The organism is Humidesulfovibrio mexicanus, from assembly GCF_900188225.1.
Classification (GTDB): Bacteria; Desulfobacterota; Desulfovibrionia; order Desulfovibrionales; family Desulfovibrionaceae; genus Humidesulfovibrio; species Humidesulfovibrio mexicanus.
Genome location: NZ_FZOC01000001.1, coordinates 510437 through 530481, shown reverse-complemented (window position 1 = coordinate 530481; position 20045 = coordinate 510437). Strand labels below are relative to the sequence as shown.

Here is a 20045-nt window from a genome sequence, read left to right as displayed (position 1 = left end):
ATATGCCGCCCGAGGGACTGTAGGCCAAGCCGGGGGCGTGCACAAGCGGACCGGCGGGGAAATCAGGGGCAGCGGTCGGGCGAGTCGGGAAAGGGCCAAGTCTCCACGCGGTTTCTGCCGCATTGCTTGGCGCGGTACAGGGCCTTGTCGGCCTTTTCGATCATATCCTCCAGCAGATTGGAGCCGAAGGTCGGTTCGGGGTCGTATTCGGCCACGCCGATGCTGACCGTGTTGTCCAGAACGAAGTTGCCCAGGCGCAAAGGATTGGCGGCCACGTCTTCGCGCAGGCGCTCGGCCATGAGCGAGGCTTCGGACAGGCTGGCGTTGGGGGCGATGACCACGAACTCTTCGCCCCCGTAGCGCGCGGCCATGTCCGAGGCGCGGATGGTGGCCTGGATGCGTCCGGCGATGTGGATGAGGAACTTGTCGCCCACGGGGTGGCCGTGGGTGTCGTTGACGTTCTTGAAGTGGTCGATGTCGAGCATGAGGCAGGAGCAGGGGCTGCCCGCCCGCAGGGCCACGCCGAGGATGCGGTACCCCTCGGCCATGAGGTGGCGGCGGTTGAACATGCCGGTGAGCTGGTCCGTGCGCGAGGTGGTCTGGATGGTCTCGATGTGTTCGAGCAGCGTTGTGGACATGCGGTTGAAGGCGCGCACCAGCTGCTTGAACTCCGTGGGGGCGTCGCGCGTGGCCTCCGGGTCGATGACGTGGCCGTATTCGCCGTCCTGTATTTTTTGCGCGCCCTGCACCAGCAGGCGCAAGGGGTCGAGGATGGTGCGGGCGATGGCGTGCCCAAGCCAGGCCGAGACGCAGACGGCCAGAACCAGGCAGAGCAGCAGCAGCACGCCCATGTTGACGGGAAGCTCGCCCAGATACAGGGATAGCCAGTAGATCGACTGCGGCAGCAGCGGCAGCAGCAGCAAAAGCGCGCTGTACAGCCGCAACAGTCCGACCACTCCCAGGCCCTTCAGGCGCAGCGGCAGGAGATTCTTGCGCGCGTCCACGGCCGAGCACCCCTTTGTCGGATATGAAGATACATGTTTTGTATATCAGTTCCAGTTCATGAGCGCAAGGTGCGGAACAGGGCGTTGCGGAAGGTCTATGGCCCGCGCACGGCGGGGAATGCGGTCAGCCTTGGACCAGCGGCGCAGGAGGACGGGACTTGAACGCGCGCAGGCGTTCGCGGATGTGCTCCGCGGCCTGGGCGGCCTTGTCGCCCTGGCCTGTGTAGGAGACCGCCTCACCCGAGGCCGTGGTCATGGTGAGCACCGCGCCGGAAAGCTCCACCGCGCTGATGTCGGCATAGAATACATCGCGGGCCCCGGCGTCCTGGGTGGCGTAGGCCACGGGAAAGTACCCCTTGAGCGGGAAGATGCGGCCCGTGCGGCTGGCGATGACCACGAAATCCTCCTTGGGAGCCATCATGGTATAGCGCACGCCATCCGCATAGTCTTTGAGCAGCCAGTGGCCGATGCCCCCGCCCACCTCGGAAAAGGCGTAATGCGGTTGGGTGGTGTCGATGCCGCAGGCACGCAGGCATTCGGTTTCCAGGTTCTCCAGCACATCCTCCCGGAAGGCCTTGTGGTTGTCCTTCACTAAAAAGGCTCCATAGACATCAAGGCCGAAGGGGATGAGCAGGAAAAGGAAGCCGGAAAACCCTCCTGCGAACAGGGTGACGAGAACGAGCGTGAGCAGATAGGCCATAAGCTTGGCCTTGGGGTTGGCGCAGAACATGATGGGCAGGGCTTCACGCGGGTCCATGGGCGACAGGTAGGCAATGGCGGCGGAAATGGCAAGGCCTGTGTGTGCTTCTCCCGTTCGCCTCAGGCCATGAGGTGCAGGGCGAAGGAGGCCGAGAGCAGGTCTTGCAGCTCTCCCACCAGCTTGAAGGCCGCCCGCAGGCGTTCGGCTTCGATTTTTCCCAGTTCATCAGGACGAATGGTATTGCCGGGCGTCTCCCCTTGCGCCAGGGATTCGGCCTGCGCGCGCATCCGCAAGGTTTGCAGCAGGGCGCAGCCTTCGCATAGCCCGCGCGCCAGGGATCGGGAAAGCGTCCCGGCCCGTCCGAGGGCCTCCAGGCGCTCCAAGGTGCCGGTCTGCTCCAGCCCGTGCTGCAGGCCAAGGGCCTTGGCCCCCTGGGTGACGGGAAACACGCCGCCCCGCTTCAGGTCCAGGCGGCCATCCTTGTCCGGGCTGAAGCCCCGGAACAGACCCAGCGGCGGGCTGAAGCGCACGGCCTCGCGGGCCATGCATTTGAGGAGCAGGGCGCTGTCACGGAAGCGGCGGTCCAACTCGCGGCGCAGCGCTGTTCCCAGCTCCGGGAGGCAGCACTTCGCATCTGACAGCGCGGGCGCGTCCAGGGGGCGCAGGTCGGCCAGCAGCGAAGCCGTGACCACGCCCTCGCCCTCGGGCTTGGCGGCGATGCCGTCCGCGAGATCCAGCCAGGAATCGACGCTGCGCCGCCAGTCTGGATTGTCCAGCATGATGCGCCGGGGGCAGGGCGGAAAGCCGACGGCGAGCAGAATCCGCGTAAGCCGGGCGCCAAGATCGCCGAACCACGCGCCAGCGTGCTCCGGGGCCGCCTCCGGGCGCTCCCAGACCAGGGCAAGGTCCTGGTCCGTGGCGAGGTACTGCTCGCGCCGGGCCTGGCTGCCCAGTACGCACACGGCGTGCCGTGCCGGGGCCGGGCCGTGCGCGGGCAGTGTTTCCAGCAGGGCCAAGTCCCATGCCTGGGTCATGATGCGGTCGTGCATGTGGCTGATGAGCCGACCCACGGCCTGGGCGTCGATGCCTTCGGCCACGGAGCGGGCCGCCAGGCGCGAGAGCCGGAGAAAGGCCCTCGCCAGAGCCGCTTCATCTTCGGCGGCGTTGATTTCCGCAGCCAGTGCCAGGGGGCTTTCCCCGCGTGCGGCGAGCATGTCGCCTTCGCCCAGAATGCCCGCGGCCGCGCCTGCGGCGTCCAGGATAACCAGCCTGCGCACCCCGCCCTTGAGCATCCGCGAAAACGCCTCGATGAGCGGGTCGGTTGGCCGCACGGTGATGAGCCGCGAGGTCATGACCTGGGCCACGGCGGTCGCGGCGGGGTCGAGCCCGGCGGCCACGACTCGGGCCAGCACGTCGCGCTCGGTGAGGATGCCCAGGCGTTCCGGACGGGCGTCGTCGTCCCCGCGCCCGTGCGGCCGCACCAGCGCGGCCGTCGCCCCGGCGCGCGCCATGGCTCTGGCTGCGTCGGCCACGCTGTCGTCGGCCTGGACGAACACCGGGGCGGCGCAGGAAACATCGGCGGCGGTAAGCCGCAGGAAGGGGTCGGGCAGATGCTGGGCGTCCTGGCTCATTTGTGCTCCCTAGTGCGCGGAGCCCCGCCCCGGCGTCTGCACACTGAGGACGCCGGGGCGGGGGGATGGTCAATGGCGCGACGCGGGGCTAGTCCACGCTCACGCCGAGGTAGTTGCGCACCTTTTGTTCCGCATAGCGCGCTTCGGCCGCCGGGTCAGCCTTCATGAGCGAGCCGATCCAGCCCGCCAGGAAGGCGCCGGTGATGGAGATGAGGGCCGGATTCTTGAGTGGGAACACGGCCGCCGGGTTTTTGAGGATATCCACCCACACGGTGGGGCTGAAGATGATGAGCACCACGGCGAGCGTGGTTCCAGTGACGATGGAGCACACCGCGCCGAAAGTGCTGAACTTGCGCCAAGTGATGGACAGCAGCAGGGCCGGAAAGTTGGCGCTGGCGGCGATGGCGAAGGCGAGTCCAACCATGAAGGCCACGTTCTGGCCCTTGAAGGCCAGGCCCAAGGCCACCGCGAGAACGCCAAGGCCCAGGGTCGCCGCCTTGGCCACGCGCACCTCCTCCTGCTCGTTGGCGCGCCCGCTGCGGAACACGTTCACGTACAGGTCGTGGGAAAGGGTGGTCGCCCCGGCCAGGGTCAAGCCCGCCACCACGGCCAGGATCGTGGCGAAGGCCACGGCCGCGATGAAGCCGAGGAACATGGTGCCGCCGCTCACCTCGGCCAAGAGCAGGGCCGCCATGTTGCCGCCCTTGTCCACGCCGGAGATCACGTCCTGGCCCACCAGCACCATGGCTCCAAAGCCGATGATGAAGGTGAGGATGTAGAAGAAGGCGATGAAGCCGGTGGCCACGAACACGCTTTTGCGTGCGGCCTTGGCGTCGGGCACGGTGTAGAAGCGCATGAGGATGTGCGGCAGCCCCGCGGTGCCGAACATGAGGGCCAGGCCGAGGGACACGGCGTCCCACGGGTTGGACACCAGCCCGCCAGGGGCCAGCACCTGGGCGCCGTACTTGGCCTGGGCCGCGGCGAAGAGGTTCACCGGATTCATGCCGAACTTGGCCAGCACCATGAGCACGAGCACGGTGGCCCCGCCAAGAAGCAGCACGGCCTTGATGATTTGCACCCATGTGGTGGCGAGCATCCCGCCGAAGAGCACGTAGGCGATCATCACCGCGCCCACGAACACGATGGCCACTTCGTAGGGCAGGCCGAACATCATCTTGATGAGCGAGCCCGAGCCCACCATCTGGGCGATGAGGTAGAAACACACGGTCATCAGCGAGCCCACCGAGGCCGCGATGCGGATGGGCTTCTGGCTCAGGCGGTAGGCCACCACGTCAGCAAAAGTGTACTTGCCGAGGTTGCGCAGGGGTTCGGCGATGAGGAACATGATGAGCGGCCAGCCCACCAAGAAGCCGATGGAATAGATGAGGCCGTCGTACCCCTTGAGCGACACGAGCCCGGCGATGCCCAGAAACGAGGCCGCGCTCATGTAGTCGCCCGCAAGCGCCAGCCCGTTCTGGAACCCGGAAATGCCGCCGCCGGCGGTGTAGAACTCGGCCGTGGTTTTGGTGCGCTTGGCCGCGTAGTAGGTAATGCCCAAGGTCACCGAAATGAACACGAAAAAGAACAGGATGCTGACGAGGTTGGGCTCGCCGATCGTCGTGGTGAAGGTGTCCATTATTCGCTCCTTTTGAGGGCCTGGCGGATCGCGTTCACCCTGCCGTCGTATTTGTCGTTGGCCCAGAACACGTAGACCCCGGTAAGGCCCCAGGCGAGCAGGATGACGAAGAGGCCCACGGGAATGCCCACGGACAGGCCGTCGGCCATAAGTGTGGACAGCAGCGCCTTGTTGAAGGCCAGGACCAGGATGAATCCGAAGTAGGCTCCCAGCATGACGATGGTCAGGATTGCCGAGACCGTGCCCTTTGTGGCCACAAGGTGCTTGAATTCGGGCGAGTCGATGATGGCTTGCGCATCGCGTTTCATGCTGGTCCCTCCTGTTGCTCGTTTGGGCGGTCGCCTTGCCGACGGCGCATCCGCGGCCTTGGCTCCGCCACCGAGCCCAACAGATACCATGTTGTGTCGCCGACACCAGCCCATTTCGCCAAACGGCGGGTTTGCGGCGGTGAGTACGCGTATGTGGCGGTTGAACACTCGCCCGCGTTTTTCCGCCGTTCACCGCAGGCGAGCGGCGGGAATGGCCGCAGTGCGCGTGGCCAGCGGCAGGATTCTTGCTATCCGAGCAGGCATGACGCACCCATCGGAGCAGGCATGAACGTCCTTGTGCTGAACCTGACCCGCCTGGGCGACCTGTTGCAGTCGCAGCCCGCCGTGAGCGCGCTTGCGGCCAACGGGCACCGCATCGGGCTCGTTTGCTTGGAAAATTTTGCAGAGGCCGCCGGGCTGATGCGTGACGTGGCGCGGGTGTACCCCTTGCGCGGCGCGCGGCTGCTGGCCCGCCTGGATTCAGACTGGCGGCAGGCGCTTGCCGTGCACCGCGAGTTTGTGGACACGGTGCGCCGCGACTTCGTGCCAGATCTCGTCATCAACTTGACGCCTTCGCAGCCAGCGCGGCTGCTGGCGCGGGGGTTCGGCGCGCCGCGCATTGCAGGCTTCGCCCTGGACGAGTACGGCTTCAACGCTGATACCAGCCTTTGGGCGGCCTTTTTGCAACTGGCGGGCACCACGCGGGGGGCCAGTCCGTTCAATATTGTGGACATGTTCCGGCGCATCGCCGGGCCGGAAGCGGTCGGCGGCCCGGTTTCCTCCGGGCTGCGCGGGCCGGAGGCCGTGGAGCGCGAGAAGGCGCGCGAGCGACTGCTCGCAGGGCTGCCCAGCGCTCCGGAACGGGGCTTCGTGGCCGTGCAACTGGGCGCAAGCGAGGACCGCAGGCGTTGGCCGGTGGAGTCTTTTGTACATGTTGCGCAAGGGCTTGCACGGCAAGGGTTTGCGCCCGTGCTGCTGGGAACGGCCGTGGAGCGGCCCCTGGCGGAGCGTTTCATGGCCAAGTGCGCCGCGCCCGCAGGGGACCTCGTCGGCGCAACGGGCCTGCGCGAGCTGGCTGCGGTGCTGGCCGAATGCTCCCTGCTCATCACCAACGACACCGGGACGATGCATTTGGCGGCGGGCCTGGGCGTGCCCTGCCTGGCGGCGTTTTTGTGCACGGCCCAGCCCTGGGACACAGGGCCCTATCTGCCTGGCTGCCTGTGCCTGGAGCCGGATGTGGATTGCCATCCCTGCTCCTTTGGGCGTGATTGCCCGAACGGCCATGCCTGTCGTCACGCCATGGACCCGGACGGCGTGCTCGCCCTGGCCGAGGCCATGCTCGGGCTGCGGCCTTTTGAAGCCCTGCGCACGCAGGGAACACGCGTCTGGCGCACGGTCATGGGACCGGATGGCCTGCTGGACCTGGAAAGCATCTCCGGGCACGAGGCAAGCGACCGCGCCCGGCTCATTCGCGTGCAGCGCGCGCTGCTGCGTCCATATCTTGACGGCGATGCTTTGCCCGAGGCGCGGCGCGAGACGGCCCTTTCCCCTGTGGCGGCCCAGGAGCTTTCCGCCGCGCTGAACGAGGCCTTGAGCCTGCTTGTGCTGCTTGAGCGGCAGGGCGAACTCCTGCTGCGCGACCCCATCGCGTCCATGAAGACCAAATTTTTGGGCACCTGGCAGCGGGTGCGCGCAAGCCTGGAAAATTGCGAGCGCCTGGCCCAGCTCGCCGCCTTGTGGACCTTCGAGGCCGAGCGGCCGGGGCTCGACTTGCCGGGCATTCTGGCCCTCGCGTCGCGGTTTGCCCACCTGCTCCGGCGGTTCAATGACTCAATTGCTGGCACGGGTATTGCATAACGAATCGACAGCGGCCGTGGGCTGCAGTATCCGCCGTATACATACCACCCAAGGAGGGGGACGCATATGATTCTCATCGATGGACGCAAGCAGGACCTGGATGTGACCGGCCTTCAGAATCTCGACCAGATCTTTGTCAAGGTCATGGAGAAAGGCGCCCTGGAGAACCGGGTGGTCACCGATGTTTTCGTGAACGAGAAGCCGTTTTCCGAGATCTACCCGCACCAGGCCGAGGACATCGACCTGAAGGACGTGCGGAGCGTGGACATCCGCACCCTGGGCGTGGGCGAGGTGGCTGTGGAGATCACCCGCGAGCTGTACAAGGTCGTCACCCTCATGGGCGAGGGCGCCACCCGCGTGGCCGAACTGTTCCGCCAGGCCGACGACGCCGAGGCCCTGGAGACCTATCAGGACCTGCTGGACGTGACCCGCGACTTCATCGGCATGGTCAGCGTGCTGCGCGGCGAGTTCGCCCTGAAGGACCACAAGGAATTTCTGGAGGCCAGCGACCAGCTGTCCAGCCTGTTCACCGAGATGACCGATGTGCTGGGCAACGAGGACTGGATTCTGCTGGCCGACCTGCTGGAATACGAGTTCATGCCCGCCGTGAACCGCTGGAAGAAGGTGGTGGCCCTCCTGCGCGAGGACGTCCGCACTTCCGGAAGGGCCTAGCCATGCATGCCGCCTTCATGTTGCTGGACCAGGCCATAGAGCTGGGCCGCCAGGAACTGGCGCATCTGGTGGCGGGCGATCTGGACAAGGCCGAGGCCGTGGCTTCGGGCCGGGAGGGCGTCATCGACAAGGCCCTTGCGGACAAGGGGCTAGCGGAATCCCGCGATGAAAACCTCGATGGCCTTTTGGCGAGGCTCAACGAGCTCAAGGAACTGCAGGCCCGGATCATCGACGAAGCCAGTCGGCTCAAGCGCGAGGTGGGCGATGAACTCCGCCGCGCAGGGCAGGAGCAGAAGCGCCATGCCGGATATGGCCGGGCCGCCCGGCCCACGCCACGCATCCAGAGCCGCTTCATCAGCCAGAACAGCTAGCCCCTACGGGCGAATCTGGAACGTGTCCACAACGCGGATGGTCAGCCTTGGCGGACCGTCCGCGTTGTTTCGTATTCTCGCCGGTCCCCGCTGAACACGATGCGGCCACCCTTGAGGCGCAACACCTTGCCCACCTCGTCCGGCAGATCGCGCGTGTGGTGCGTCACCATCACCAACGGCACGCCCGCGCGCGCCAGTCGCGAGAACAGTTCCCGCACATCGCGCCGGGCGGGCGCATCCAGTCCCGACATGGGCTCGTCCAGAAGCAGCAGCGACGGATTACCCGCCAGGGCGCGGGCCAGCATCACGCGCCGCAGTTGCCCGCGCGAAAGGGTGCGGATGCGCCGCGCGGCCAGGGCCGCAAGCCCGAAGAATTCCAGCAGCGCGCGTGAGCGTTCCTGGAGTTCCGGCCCGGCCTCGGCGTACAGGCCGATGCTGCCGAACGCGCCGGACCACACCGCCTCGTCCACGCGCAGGTCCCAGCCGTAGTCGCGGTCGATTGCCGCGCCCACCCGGCCAATGCGCCTGCGCGTCTCGTCCAGGTTCTCGCCGGGTTGGCCGAAGCCGTACGCCACCTGTCCCGGCGGGCCGTCCACGGCGGAAGGCCAGATGTCCCCGGCCAGGAGCGCCAGCAAGGTGCTTTTGCCCGCACCGTTGGCGCCCAGCACGGCCCAGTGTTCGCCGGGCCTAATGGTCCAGTGGATGCTGGAGAGCAGCGTCCGTCCGTCCACCACCACATCCGCCCCGTTGATGCGCGCCAGGAACGGGCCGGACACGGCCCGAGGGGGCGGGCACAGCGCCGGAAAGGGCGGTGCGTTCCCTTCCGGGGCGAACGCGTGGTTTGCAGAGCAGCCCGAAGCGGCACGGTCCCACTGGACGGGCTGACTCATATGGTTTGTTCGGGCAGGCTGGTGTTGGCAACCCAAGCGCTGCAGAACCTCCGGCAGGGGGCCGCTGTCCGCCATGCGACCGCCGGTGAGCACAAGGGCCAGGCGCAGGCAGGCGGGCAGTCCGTCCGCCTCGGCGGCGCGGTGGCTGGAAAAAACCATGGCCAGGCGCGGGTCGGCGGCGGCGGCGCGATCCAGGGCGGCCAGAAAGGCCGCGCGCGCTGGCGCGTCCAGGCCTTCCAGGCATTCGTCCAGCAGCAGGACGTTCGGGCGGCAGGCCAGGGCCCGGGCCAACAGCACCGCGCGCGCCTGCCCGGAGGACAGGCGGGACATGCGCTTCCCCGCAAGTTCCAAGAGCTCCAGGCGCTCCATGACGGCGAGCGCCGCGTCGCGCTGGTCGGCTGTGGGGGCGCAGTAGAGCAGGGCGGAGTCGAAGAAGCCGCTCTGCACGACCTCAAGACCCGTGGCGGCCCAGTCGTGCACGGCGTAGAGGTCCTGCATGTCCCCGGAGACCAGCGCCAGGCGCTGGCGCAGGCCCAGCGGGGAGTTTTGCGCTCCGCCTGCGCCGGGCAGATCGTATGTCCGCGTGCCGTGTGTGGGCGGGAGGTCGCCGCGCAGCACGCGCAGAAAGGTGGTCTTGCCCGCGCCGTTTTCGCCCAGAAGCGCCCAGCGTTCGCCCGCCCGCAGGCTGAAGCCGATGTCGCGGAGCAGGTCAGCGCCGCCGCGCGTGACGCCGACCCCGTCCAGGCGCGCCAGGGGCGCGCCGCAGTCGTCCGATTCGTGCATGGTTCCCGTCCTTTTGCCGTGCCGGGGCGCATCATGCCCAGCGCGGGGCCAAGGCGCAAGGGGCGGCCTTGCCAGCGCGGCGGCTTCGGGCTACCCCTTGGGCCATGCCGGATCAAGCCCCCAAGCTTCTCCCCGTCCCTGTGGCGTTGCTGCGGCAGGACAACTATGCGCCCGCCTCCCTGCGCGAGGCCATGGAGCGCCTGCTCGACGCTTGCGGGGCGCGCTTTTCCCCTGGCCAGATGGTGCTGGTGAAGCCGAACCTGGTGTCCCGGGCCAACGCGGGCCTGTCCTGCACGCATCCGGCTGTTGCGGCGGCCCTGTGCGGCGTTTTGCTGGATCGCGGCGCGCAGGTGCTGGTGGCCGATTCCCCGGCCTTTGGCAGCGCGGAGCGCGTGGCCCGCGCCTGTGGCTTGGCCGAGGCCCTGCTTCCCCTTGGCCTGCGGGTGCGGACCCTGGACCGACCCGCGCCGGTGGCGCTCACGCGCGGGGGAAGCATCGGGGTCTCGCGCGCGGCCCTTGAGGCCGACCGCATTGTGAGCCTGGCCAAGGTGAAGGCGCACGGGCAGTTCCGGGCCACGGCCAGCGTCAAGAACCTGTTCGGCTGCGTGTGCGGCTGCCGCAAGGCGCTGGCCCACATGCGCCTGGGCGAGCGGCCTGGGGACATGGAGTCCATGGTGCTGGACGTGTTCGCGGCCCTGCCGCCGGTCGTGGGCATGGCCGATGGGGTGGTGGCCATGCATCGGGGCGGACCGGTGCACGGCGAGGCGTTCCCCCTGGGGCTCCTCGGAGCCTCGCAAGCGCCCATGGCCCTGGACGCGGCTCTGTTCTCCCTGCTGGGCCTCGTTCCGGGGGACGTGCCCCTGTGGGCCGAGGCGCAGCGCCGCGCTTTGCCCGGAGCCGTGCCGCGCGACGCCGCGTTTCCCTTGGCGCGGCCAGAACATTTCGACGCTGCGGGCTTCGTCACCGCCAGCCAGTTGGATCCCATGCGCTTCGAGCCCCTGCGTTTCGTGCGGGGGCGCATGAAGAGCCTGCTGCACCGGCTGGCCTAGGCGGGAGTTCTGTTTTCGCCGAAAGGCGTGTTTGACCGCCTCGGCCCTTGCATCGGCGGGCCGCCTTGGCTATCACCACAAAACGTCTGGAGGGCAAGGAGCGACCATGGCAAGCGCCGATATCCGCCGCCGTCTTACCGTCAATGGCCAGGTTCAGGGCGTGGGGTTCCGGCCTTTTGTCTTTCGCCTGGCGGATGAACTGGGGCTTTGCGGCGCCGTGCACAACGCGCCTGAAGGCGTGGTCATAGAGGTGCAGGGCCAGCCCAGGGCCCTGGACCAGTTCGCCAAGCGCCTGGAGGCCGAGCAGCCGCCCCTGGCGCGCATCCTGCGCGTGGGCGTGCAGGACATCGCAGCCATTTCGGGCGAAGAATGCTTCAGCATCCGCAAGAGTTCCGGCGGCGCCGGGCATCAGGTGCTCATCAGCCCGGACGTGGCCACCTGCCCGGAGTGCCTGGCCGAGCTCTTCGACAAGACCAACCGCCGCTTTTTGTACCCCTTCACCAACTGCACCAACTGCGGGCCACGCTACACCATCACCCGTGGACTGCCCTACGACCGCCCCAACACCTCCATGGGCTGCTTTCCGCTCTGCCCGGACTGCCAGCGCGAGTATGAGAACCCGCGCGACCGGCGTTTCCACGCCCAGCCAAACGCCTGCCCCGTGTGCGGGCCCAAGGTCTGGCTCTCGGACCGTTCCGGCACGGTGGTGGCCCGGCGCGACGAGGCCATGCGCAAACTGGCCGCCATCCTCATGCAGGGGGGCATTGCCGCGGTGAAGGGCCTGGGCGGCTTCCATCTGGTGTGCGACGCCACCAATCAGGAGGCCGTGCGCGAATTGCGCCGCCGCAAGCGCCGTCCGCACAAGCCGCTGGCCGTCATGGTGCCCAACCTGGACACCGCCCGCGCCCTGGCCCGCGTCACCAAGGAGGAGGAGCCGTGGCTCTCCGGCATGGTTCGGCCCATAGTGCTGTGCGGCAAGGTGCGCGGCGCGCCTCTGGCCGAATCCGTGGCTCCGGACGTGGACCACGTGGGGCTGATGCTGCCCTACACGCCTCTGCACCATGTGCTGTTTCAACGTTTCGGGCGCCTGCTCGCCCAGGAGCGCCAGAACATGCCCGCCGCCCTGGTCATGACTTCCGGCAACCTGAGCGACGAACCCATCTGCCTGGGCAACCGCGAGGCCCTTTCGCGCCTCAACGAGGCTGCGGACATCTTTTTGTTCCACAACCGCGACATCCTCATCCGCGTGGACGACTCCGTGCTGCGAGTGCTGCCGCAGACGGGCGAAACCCAGTTTCTCCGCCGGGCGCGGGGCTTTGTGCCGCAGCCCGTGTTTCTGGCCGCGAGCGGCCCCTGCGTCATGGGCCTCGGGCCGGAGCTCAAATGCACCCTCACCCTCACCAAGGGCGACCAGGCCTTTGTGAGTCAGCACCTGGGCGACATGGAGAACATCGAGACCCTGGGCTTCCACCATGAGATCGCCGAGCATTTTCAAGACATCCTTGAGGTGCAGCCGGAGCTGGTGGTGCGCGACCTGCACCCCAACTACCTGACCACCAGCGTGGCGCAGGAGATGGCCCGCACCTCGAACGTGGCCATTTGCGCCCTGCAGCACCACTTCGCCCATGCCCACGCCGTGCTGGCCGAGAACCGGCATCAAGGACCGGCCCTGTGCCTGGCGCTGGACGGCACCGGCTTCGGCACCACCCAGCCCAGCGTGGGCATGGGCCTGGGCGCCAACTGGTCCATTTGGGGCGGGGAGTGCCTGCTGGTGGACACGGACACCCTGCGCCACGAGCGCCTGGCGCATTTCGCGGAGTTCAATTTGCCCGGAGGCGAGGCCGCCGTGCGCGAGCCCTGGCGGCTGGCCCAGTCCATGCTCTGGGAGCTGGACATCGAGCGCAGCGGCCAGAACGGCAGCCCTCCCTGGCCTTGGCTTCCGGAGTTCGAGCAGGCCAGCGCCTTCTTGCCGCAGATTTTGCGCAAGAACCTCAACTGTCCGCTTACCTCCAGTTGCGGGCGGCTATTCGACGCGGTCTCGGCCATGCTGGGCCTGTGCCTGCGCATGACCTACGAGGGCCAGGCCGCCATTCTACTGGAGCGCGCCCAGGACCTGTCCATCCCCCTGGCCGAGGCGGCCATGTACCCTTGCGGCCTCATCAAGACCGACGCCACTGCGCGGCTGGAGACCAATCTGGTCCCGCGCCAGTTGGACACCTATTCCCTGTTCCGGGCGCTGCTGGACGACATGGCGGCTGGAACGCCCGCCGCGGTCATCGCCCGGCGTTTTCACGCCAGCCTCATCACCGGTCTGGCCGACATGGCCCTGCGTTTTTCCAAAAAACACGGCGTGGCGCATGTGGCGCTCTCCGGCGGGGTGATGCAGAACCTCACCTTTGCCCAGGAACTGCCCGCCGCCCTTGCCGAGAGAGGACTTCTGCCCTTGACGCACAAGCAGCTCCCCCCCAACGACGGCTGCATCTCCCTTGGCCAGGCCGCCTACGGCCAGCGTTTGTTGACCCTGCGCGGGAGCTGTCCCCTGTGAGCGCCGCGCCCGCCTCGAATGCCGTGGCCATGCGCACCCTGGCCCTGCGCAAGGGCGAGGACCGCCGCCTGGCCGCCGGGCACCTGTGGATCTTCAGCAACGAGATCGACGTCGCGAAGACGCCGCTCACCGGCTTTGCACCGGGAGAGTGCGCCCGCGTTGAGTCGCCCCAGGGCCGCCCCCTTGGCTGCGCCTATGTGAATCCGGCCGCGCTCATCGCCGGGCGCGTGTACTGCCAGGACGCCACGCGCCCCCTGGACGGCGAACTTGTGCGGGCGCGGTTGGGCCAGGCCCTGGCCCTGCGCGAGGCGCTTTTCGACGCCCCCTTCTACCGCCTGGCCTTCGGCGAGGCCGACATGCTGCCCGGCCTTGTGGTGGACCGTTTCGGCCCGGTGCTGGCCGTGCAGATCGGCACGGCGGGCATGGAGCGCCTGCGCGGCGAGATCGTGGATGCGTTGACGGAGCTTGTGGAGCCGACGGGCATCCTGTTCAAGAACGACCTGCCCGGCCGCGAGCTGGAGGGGTTGGCGCGCACGGTGGAGGTGGCCGCCGGGACAGTGCCCGACGAGGCGGAAATCGAGGAGAACGGCTGCCGCTTTGTGTTCCCCCTGGCGGGTGGGCAGAAGACCGGCTGGTTCTACGACATGCGTGCAGCCAGGGCCATGGCGGCGGGGCTTTCGCGCGGGCGCGCCGTGCTCGACGTGTTCTCCTACGCCGGAGGCCTGGGCGTGGCCTGCGCGCGCGCCGGGGCCGAGAGCGCCCTGTGCCTGGACGCCTCGGGCCAGGCGCTGGAGCACGCGGCGAGGAGCGCCGCCCTTTCCGGTGTGGCCGACCATGTGGAGACCTTGGCGGCCGACGCCTTTGCGGGCTTGAAGGAACTGCGCGCCGCAGGACGCCGTTTCGGGCTGGTGAGCGTGGACCCTCCGGCCTTTGTCAAGCGCCGGAAGGATCTGGACAAGGGACTGGCCGCCTATCGCACGGCCAATCGACTGGCGCTTGAACTGGTGGAGGACGGCGGGTTTCTGCTCGCCTGCTCCTGTTCGCAGCACGTGGGGCGCGACGACCTGCGCAAGGTCCTTGCCGGGGCCGCGCGCGACGCCGGGGTGCGCCTGGCCCTTGTGCGCCAGTGCCACCAGGACGCGGACCACCCCATCCATCCGGCAATGCCGGAGACTGAATACCTCAAGGGCTTCCTGTGTCGGGTCATCCGCCCGGGCAGGGGGCTGTAGGAGCACTGCTGCATGGACGATGCGAACGGCATCCAGACCATTGATTTGCGTCACGTGGTGTGTGGGCTGGTGCCCGCCATCATCGACGCCTTGAAGACCGTGCCCGGCGAGCAGGCGGACGTGCTCGTCCGCGCCGGCATAGAGACTGAGATCATCAACGGCTTCGGCACCGGCGGCGATTGGAGCTTCCAGTTCCTGCCGAGCTTCGGCCACGGCACCGCCCGCTTCACCCGCAAGGCCGACGACCACCTGAAGCGCGCGCGCCTGGACCTGCTCGACTATTAGTCTTGAGCCAACCTCTGCGCAGGAGCGAAGCGCCGCCTGGAGGCTTTCCCCGGCGGCGCTTTGCGGTTTCGCGTGGCCCGGATGCGCGGAATGGCTGCTCGGCTTAGAACCCCGGAAGTCTGCCCAGCATCAGCATGTGCATACGCCGCACCATGGGTGCGGGGATGGGGGACTGCCAAAGGCCCAGAGCATCGGCCAGCACGGATGCCCCGACAATGACGGCCAGACTTCCGGCCGCCAGCGTCCACCAGGGAATCGCGCGTCCGGCAAGGCGCAGGGTCAGGCAGCCCGCAACCGGGCAGGCGTTCAGGCACTCCGCGCAGCCCTGGCACTCCGGCGAGGAAACGCGCAAGGAGCCGTCCACCGGCAATCCGGCCGGGCAGGCTTTGGCGCAGCGCCCGCAGGCTACGCACGCCCCGGCGTCGCGCGTCACCGCCGTGGGCGAAAGCCAGGAGAACAGGCCCAAAAGCGCGCCATAGGGGCACAGCGCCCGGCACCAGAAGGCCGGAATCACCACGGACGCCGCCGCAAGCACGCCCAGCACGCCCAGCGTCAGCGCGTTCGGATTCTGGAAGAAAAGCAGCATCTTGGTGTCGGCAACCATGTTGTAGGGCGTGCGCAGGAAGCCTTCGATGTCCTCCACGCCCATGCCCAGGGCGACGTAGAGGAACCCCGCCAGCAGCAAGTATTTGGGCGCGGCGATGATTCTGCGTGCGATCGGGCCGGGCCGCCAGACGACGCCGAGCGTGCCGCCCAGGCGCTCCAGCAGGTTGGAGGCGAGGCCCACCGGGCAGAGCTGCCCGCAGAAGGCCTTGCGGAAGAGCAGGCTCATGGCGATGATGGCCAAAAAAATGGTCAGCCCGGCCGGGTGGATGGGGTCGAATTCCCCGGTGAGGGCCAGGCGCTTGGCCGCCATCAGCGCGCTGATGGGCAGAAAGCCTTCCACCGCGGGCGGTTTGGGAACCCACATGTCGCTTTGGCCCATGGCCCAGCGCACATGGTCCAGAAACCGCAGGCAGGTCCAGGCGAGGAACGCGGCGAAGCCTCCCTGGGCCAGCAGGCGCAGGGTCGGCGGGCTGAGGCGGATGCGCATGGGGGGACGCGCCGGGGCCTAGGCCCAGCCGCGGACCTCCGCCGCGAGCAGTTCCAGGTTGTTGGGCTCGCCGGGCTTGTAGTCGTCCGGGTAGAGCAGGGCGGACATGTAGAACACGCTGCCGATGCGCAGGGCGTTCTGGGCGTTGCGCGAGAATCCGGCCAGCCGCTCGGAGGCGGCCGACAGCATCCCCGTGCCCAGGGCCGAGACCAGGGGCGCGGCGTCCGCCGCCAGGTCGGCCAAAAGCTGGGCCTTGCGGCGCATAAGCGCCTCGTATCCGGCCTGGTCGTTCTGGCCGTGGATGGCCGTGTCGGCCTCGGCCTCCAGGGCCCGAACCGCGCGGGCCTTCTCGTCAAGGTAGTCCGCCAGCGCGGCGGTCGGACTGGCTGATGCGGCGCGACTCATGGATATCCTCCTTGCGGGCGTTGCCCACCCCATGTTCGCAAGCATAGTCGCGCCGGGGCACGCTGGCAAGGCCCGGCGCGGCAGGATTCCGGGCCGCTCTGGACAGAACGCGTCTTTCCCGGTACCCCTTGGCCCCGCACAGCGTAAGGAACCCTTTCAAGGAGGCGACCGTGCCCATACTCTCCGCAAGTCTCGGCATCACCCGCTACCGCGTGGTGGGCGACATCCCCGACTCGCTCTGGCGCGAGGCCCCGGAACGGCTGAAGGGCGGCGACGTGGTGTTCCGGGACATCGACGCCAGCGTGGAGGAGCGTTCCTTCGGCTGGTGCAACCTGGACAACATGCTCGACCTGGACTGGGCCGAGTCGCCGCCGGAAAAGGGACATTACCTGTGCTTCAGCCTTCGGCTGGACACCCGGCGCATTCCGCCCGCCGTGTTCAAGAAGCATTGCCTCATCGCCCTTACCCAGGAGCTGGCCCAGGCCAAGGCCGAGGGCAAGGCCTTCATCTCCAAGGACCGCCGTCGCGAGATCAAGGACCAGGTGATGCTGCGCCTGCGCGCCCGCAGCCTGCCCATCCCGGCCGTGTTCGACGTGGTGTGGAACACGCAGAACGGCCGCGTGCTGCTGCTCACCACCAATTCCAAGGTCAAGGCCATGTTCGAGGAGCATTTCGAAAAGACCTTCGGCCTGGAGTTGGAGGCCCTGACCCCCTTCGCCCTGGCTGCGGAAATGCTCGGCGAAGCGGCGGTATCCCGTCTGGAGAACATCGAACCCACGGCCTTCGTGTAGGAGCCGCCTCATGGACCGCACCCTCACCGAACGCGAGAGCACCATCCTTGGCCAGGATTTTCTTACCTGGCTGTGGCACGCCACAGAGGCGCGCGGCGGCCTGTTCCAGGACAAGGACGGCCGCCCCTTCAACCTGCGCATGGAGGAACGCCTGAGCGTCCAGGGCGGCGACGGCGAAGGCCTGGAGTCGGCCTCGGTCAAGAGCCCCAGCGGCGAGCTAACCGAGGCGCGCAGCGGCCTGCGCACGGGCAAGAAGGTCAACCGCGCGCAGTTGCGCTTCGACCGCGACCCCGAGGCCTGGCAGGTGACCTTGAAGGACACGGATTTTTCGCTTTCCGGCCTCAAGACGCCCAAGATCGAGACCAAGGACCGCGAGGACGACGACCCGGACGCCCGCGTGCTGGAAAAAATGTTTTTGGTGGAGCAGTGCCTGGAGCTGCTGGACGGCGTGTACCGCGAGTTTCTTTCCTTGCGCCTCTCCCCCCAGAAGTGGGCGGACGAGGTGAAGTCCATGGGCGTGTGGATCGCCAAGGGCTAGCATGAACGCGATGCAGGAGAACGAATCCAGAGTGGTCCTGGCGGCCTACGGCGACAGCCTTGTGGCGGGCTGGGGCCTTGCGCAGCGCGACGGCCTTGTGCCGCGCCTGGAGGCCGAGCTTGCCGCCTCCGGCCCCTGCCATGTTCCCGGCGTGCGCGTGCTGGACTTCGGCGTGTCCGGCGACACCTCCCTGGACGGGCTGGAGCGCCTGGACGCGGTGCTGGCCGCGCGCCCCCGCGCCGTGCTGCTGGAGTTCGGGGCCAACGACTGCTACCAGGGCATTCCCGTCAAGGAGACGCGCGCCGCCCTGGAGCGGATGATCGCCGCTCTGCTGGGCGCTGGCGCGGGCATTTTTCTGGCGGGCTGGCGCACACGCGCCGACATGTTCTCGCCGTGTTCCGACGATCCGGACTTGGCGGGCCTGACGCCCATAGCCCCGCCGGAGTTCAACAACGGGTACGTCAAGCGTTCCAATGCCCTGCACGGGGAACTGGCCGCGAAGTTCGGCCTGCCGTTCATGCCGCACATACTGGATCCGTTGGACGGCCAGCCCGGCTGTTTTCAGGCCGACGGTGTGCATCCCAGCGCCAAAGGCGCGGCGGTGTTGGCCGGTTTTCTGGCCCCGCTGCTGGCCCCGCTGCTGCTGTCCCCGTCGTCGAAATAGCCCGGTTTCAGCCCAGGCCCACGGCTTCCAGCACGGACCGGACACGGTGCGTGTACGTGTGCCGCGTCCTCAGCTCCTCCCGCCACGCGGCCTTGAGCCCGTCGGCTCCGGAGGCCGAAGACCAGAGCGCGCGCAACAGGGGCGCGATGTCTCCGGGCGCGCGGAACGTGACCGGCCGCGTCAGCTCGTTCGGAAACAGCGCCAGGCCGGGCGTGGCGTCGGTGACGAGCAGGCCGTCCCAGGCCCACACGTCGAAGTGCCGCTGGGTAAGCCCGTGCGGCAGAAGCGGGCTGGTGCAGTTCAGGCAGGCCCCTGCGCTGGCGCAGATGTCCGGCAGGGCGGCGTAATAGTCCACGGGCGGGCGCAGGTCCGCGTTGGCGGGCAGCAGGTTCCGCCAGTCCTCGTCGCCGTGGACCGTAAGCCCGCCGCCCAGGCCCGCGTGCGCGGCGTTTAGGCAGGCCGCGCGCCAGGCCCGGCCCGTCTCCTCGGCGCAGAAGCCCGCGCGCCGGGCATCCGTTCCCGGCCAGAGTCGTTCAACCCCCAGACGATCCACCCACCAGCCGAAGTGCGGCCTGTCCCCCCGCGCCAGCATGGCCTGGGCCTCGGACCAGGCGCCCGTGGTGCCCGGCGGCAGCGCGCAGCCCGCGAAGAAGCCCGCCTTGCCAGGAAAGGCGCTGCGGCCAGCAAAGACAAGCCGCCCGGCAAGGTGGGCCAGGGCCGGGGCGGGCCTGCGCATGGGGCCGTCCAGGTCCGCCGCGCGGGCCGCCAGGGGCAGGTGGTGAACCTCCTGCGCTCCCAGGCCGCGCAGTACGGGCGGGAACCAGTCGTCGGTGACGAAAAGGGGTAGCCGCGTCCAGAAGCGGCTCTTCAGACCGGAGAGCAGGTGCAGGGGATTGTCCACGCACCACACGGCCACGCGCGCCCCCATGGCCGAGAGCAGGTGCGCGGTCTCGCCGAGCTGGTCCAAGCCGGAGAAGTTCACGCTGAAAACGAGAGCCGGGCATTCGCCTTGAGCAAGAAGCCCCCGGGGGGAGTCCTGGGCGGAAAGCAGCCGCACGGCAAAGCCCAAAGCCTCGAACGCCTCGCAGAGTTCCAGCCGCAGCAGGTCGGACGCGCCGCCGGGCAGCCAGACCAGGCGGCTTCGCGCAGCAGGGGGCGAGGGCATGAGCGCGCGCGACACCTCGGCCAGCAGCGGCCCCCAGAAGTCTGGGAACAGGCGCGCACCAGGGCGGTACAGCAGCACCGCCGAACCACGGGCCAGGGACGGAGCCTGGTCCGGGGGCGCGGGTCCAAAGTCCGCCGGGATGCGTTCCGGCCAGGACTCGCCATATTGCGCGGCGAGTTCCGGGCATTCCACAAAGCGCACGCGTCCAGCAGTATTCAGGACGGGCGACAACTCCGGCAGGCGCTCCGGCTCCGGCCCCAGGCCAAGAAGCAGGGTGTCCGGGCCGCCAGGGGCGACAAGCTGGAAGTCCGCGGCCGCGCAGGAGAGCGTTTTGGTCCGGCCCAGGGCGTCCAGCACGCGGGGTCGGCTGGGGCGGCTGGCCTGTGCTCCGGAAGATGGTGTGCGCATGAACACCGTTATGTGGCGCGG

At 68.3% G+C, this 20045-nt stretch carries 19 protein-coding genes; 10 read left to right on the top strand and 9 right to left on the bottom strand.

Annotation, left to right across the window (positions count from 1 at the left end; translation table 11 throughout):
• Positions 1-62 precede the first annotated feature (62 nt).
• The 5 genes from CHB73_RS02550 to CHB73_RS02530 all read right to left on the bottom strand — a co-directional run bounded on the left by CHB73_RS02550 (position 63) and on the right by CHB73_RS02530 (position 5279).
• Positions 63-1004 carry a GGDEF domain-containing protein gene (locus CHB73_RS02550; protein ID WP_089271744.1) on the bottom strand — a complete coding sequence of 314 codons (942 nt, stop codon included), beginning with the start codon at positions 1002-1004 and terminating at the stop codon, positions 63-65.
• Positions 1005-1128: 124 nt separating this feature from the next.
• Positions 1129-1761: a hypothetical protein gene (locus CHB73_RS02545; RefSeq protein ID WP_143337291.1), complete on the bottom strand. Its 633-nt coding sequence runs from the start codon at positions 1759-1761 to the stop codon at positions 1129-1131.
• A gap of 62 nt (positions 1762-1823) precedes the next feature.
• On the bottom strand, positions 1824-3335 hold the full coding sequence (locus tag CHB73_RS02540) for a putative nucleotidyltransferase substrate binding domain-containing protein (protein WP_089271740.1): 1512 nt from the start codon (positions 3333-3335) through the stop codon (positions 1824-1826).
• 88 nt (positions 3336-3423) lie between these two features.
• The gene (locus CHB73_RS02535) at positions 3424-4971 is read right to left on the bottom strand and encodes a sodium:solute symporter family transporter (protein WP_089271738.1); all 1548 of its coding nucleotides are present in this window, start codon (positions 4969-4971) and stop codon (positions 3424-3426) included.
• A complete protein-coding gene (locus CHB73_RS02530; RefSeq protein WP_089271736.1) occupies positions 4971-5279 on the bottom strand; it encodes a DUF485 domain-containing protein in 309 nt (102 codons plus the stop codon). The genes CHB73_RS02535 and CHB73_RS02530 overlap by 1 nt, the downstream gene beginning before the upstream one ends.
• A 285-nt stretch (positions 5280-5564) precedes the next feature.
• Between CHB73_RS02530 and CHB73_RS02525 the strand changes: the two genes are divergently transcribed.
• The 3 genes from CHB73_RS02525 to CHB73_RS02515 all read left to right on the top strand — a co-directional run bounded on the left by CHB73_RS02525 (position 5565) and on the right by CHB73_RS02515 (position 8179).
• Positions 5565-7136 (top strand): glycosyltransferase family 9 protein, encoded by a 1572-nt coding sequence (locus CHB73_RS02525; RefSeq protein WP_089271734.1) that lies wholly within the window; start codon positions 5565-5567, stop codon positions 7134-7136.
• Positions 7137-7202: 66 nt separating this feature from the next.
• The gene (locus tag CHB73_RS02520; RefSeq protein ID WP_089271732.1) at positions 7203-7808 is read left to right on the top strand and encodes a hypothetical protein; all 606 of its coding nucleotides are present in this window, start codon (positions 7203-7205) and stop codon (positions 7806-7808) included.
• A gap of 2 nt (positions 7809-7810) precedes the next feature.
• A complete protein-coding gene (locus CHB73_RS02515; RefSeq protein WP_089271730.1) occupies positions 7811-8179 on the top strand; it encodes a hypothetical protein in 369 nt (122 codons plus the stop codon).
• Positions 8180-8220: 41 nt separating this feature from the next.
• Here CHB73_RS02515 and CHB73_RS02510 read toward each other — a convergent pair whose 3' ends face one another.
• A complete protein-coding gene (locus CHB73_RS02510) occupies positions 8221-9852 on the bottom strand; it encodes an ATP-binding cassette domain-containing protein (protein ID WP_089271728.1) in 1632 nt (543 codons plus the stop codon).
• Between the two features lie 104 nt (positions 9853-9956).
• On the opposite strand from CHB73_RS02510, the gene CHB73_RS02505 reads away from it, so the two are divergent.
• The 4 genes from CHB73_RS02505 (at position 9957) to CHB73_RS02490 (ending at position 14960) form a co-directional block, all read left to right on the top strand.
• On the top strand, positions 9957-10901 hold the full coding sequence (locus CHB73_RS02505; protein ID WP_089271726.1) for a DUF362 domain-containing protein: 945 nt from the start codon (positions 9957-9959) through the stop codon (positions 10899-10901).
• A 106-nt stretch (positions 10902-11007) separates the two neighbouring features.
• Positions 11008-13446 (top strand): carbamoyltransferase HypF, encoded by a 2439-nt coding sequence (hypF, locus tag CHB73_RS02500; RefSeq protein WP_089271724.1) that lies wholly within the window; start codon positions 11008-11010, stop codon positions 13444-13446.
• Positions 13443-14675: a class I SAM-dependent rRNA methyltransferase gene (locus CHB73_RS02495; RefSeq protein WP_327438358.1), complete on the top strand. Its 1233-nt coding sequence runs from the start codon at positions 13443-13445 to the stop codon at positions 14673-14675. The genes hypF and CHB73_RS02495 overlap by 4 nt, the downstream gene beginning before the upstream one ends.
• 12 nt (positions 14676-14687) lie before the next feature.
• Positions 14688-14960 carry a hypothetical protein gene (locus CHB73_RS02490; RefSeq protein ID WP_089271722.1) on the top strand — a complete coding sequence of 91 codons (273 nt, stop codon included), beginning with the start codon at positions 14688-14690 and terminating at the stop codon, positions 14958-14960.
• A 103-nt stretch (positions 14961-15063) separates the two neighbouring features.
• On the opposite strand, the gene CHB73_RS02485 is transcribed toward CHB73_RS02490, so the two are convergent.
• Both CHB73_RS02485 and CHB73_RS02480 read right to left on the bottom strand, forming a co-directional pair.
• Positions 15064-16053, bottom strand: coding sequence for a 4Fe-4S binding protein (locus CHB73_RS02485; RefSeq protein ID WP_089271720.1), 990 nt, complete (start codon positions 16051-16053; stop codon positions 15064-15066).
• An 18-nt stretch (positions 16054-16071) separates the two neighbouring features.
• Positions 16072-16458 carry a hypothetical protein gene (locus CHB73_RS02480; RefSeq protein WP_089271718.1) on the bottom strand — a complete coding sequence of 129 codons (387 nt, stop codon included), beginning with the start codon at positions 16456-16458 and terminating at the stop codon, positions 16072-16074.
• A gap of 170 nt (positions 16459-16628) precedes the next feature.
• Between CHB73_RS02480 and CHB73_RS02475 the strand changes: the two genes are divergently transcribed.
• The 3 genes from CHB73_RS02475 to CHB73_RS02465 are packed head-to-tail and all read left to right on the top strand — an operon-like array spanning position 16629 to position 18451.
• On the top strand, positions 16629-17249 hold the full coding sequence (locus CHB73_RS02475) for a recombination-associated protein RdgC (protein ID WP_089271716.1): 621 nt from the start codon (positions 16629-16631) through the stop codon (positions 17247-17249).
• Positions 17250-17259: 10 nt separating this feature from the next.
• Complete coding sequence (locus CHB73_RS02470; protein WP_089271714.1) at positions 17260-17787, top strand: hypothetical protein; 528 nt, start codon at positions 17260-17262, stop codon at positions 17785-17787.
• 1 nt (position 17788) lies between these two features.
• Positions 17789-18451 (top strand): GDSL-type esterase/lipase family protein, encoded by a 663-nt coding sequence (locus CHB73_RS02465; protein WP_089271712.1) that lies wholly within the window; start codon positions 17789-17791, stop codon positions 18449-18451.
• A gap of 7 nt (positions 18452-18458) precedes the next feature.
• Here the strand turns inward: CHB73_RS02465 and CHB73_RS02460 are convergent, their stop codons facing one another.
• Positions 18459-20024, bottom strand: coding sequence for a glycosyltransferase family protein (locus CHB73_RS02460; protein ID WP_089271710.1), 1566 nt, complete (start codon positions 20022-20024; stop codon positions 18459-18461).
• Between the last annotated feature and the right edge of the window lie 21 nt (positions 20025-20045).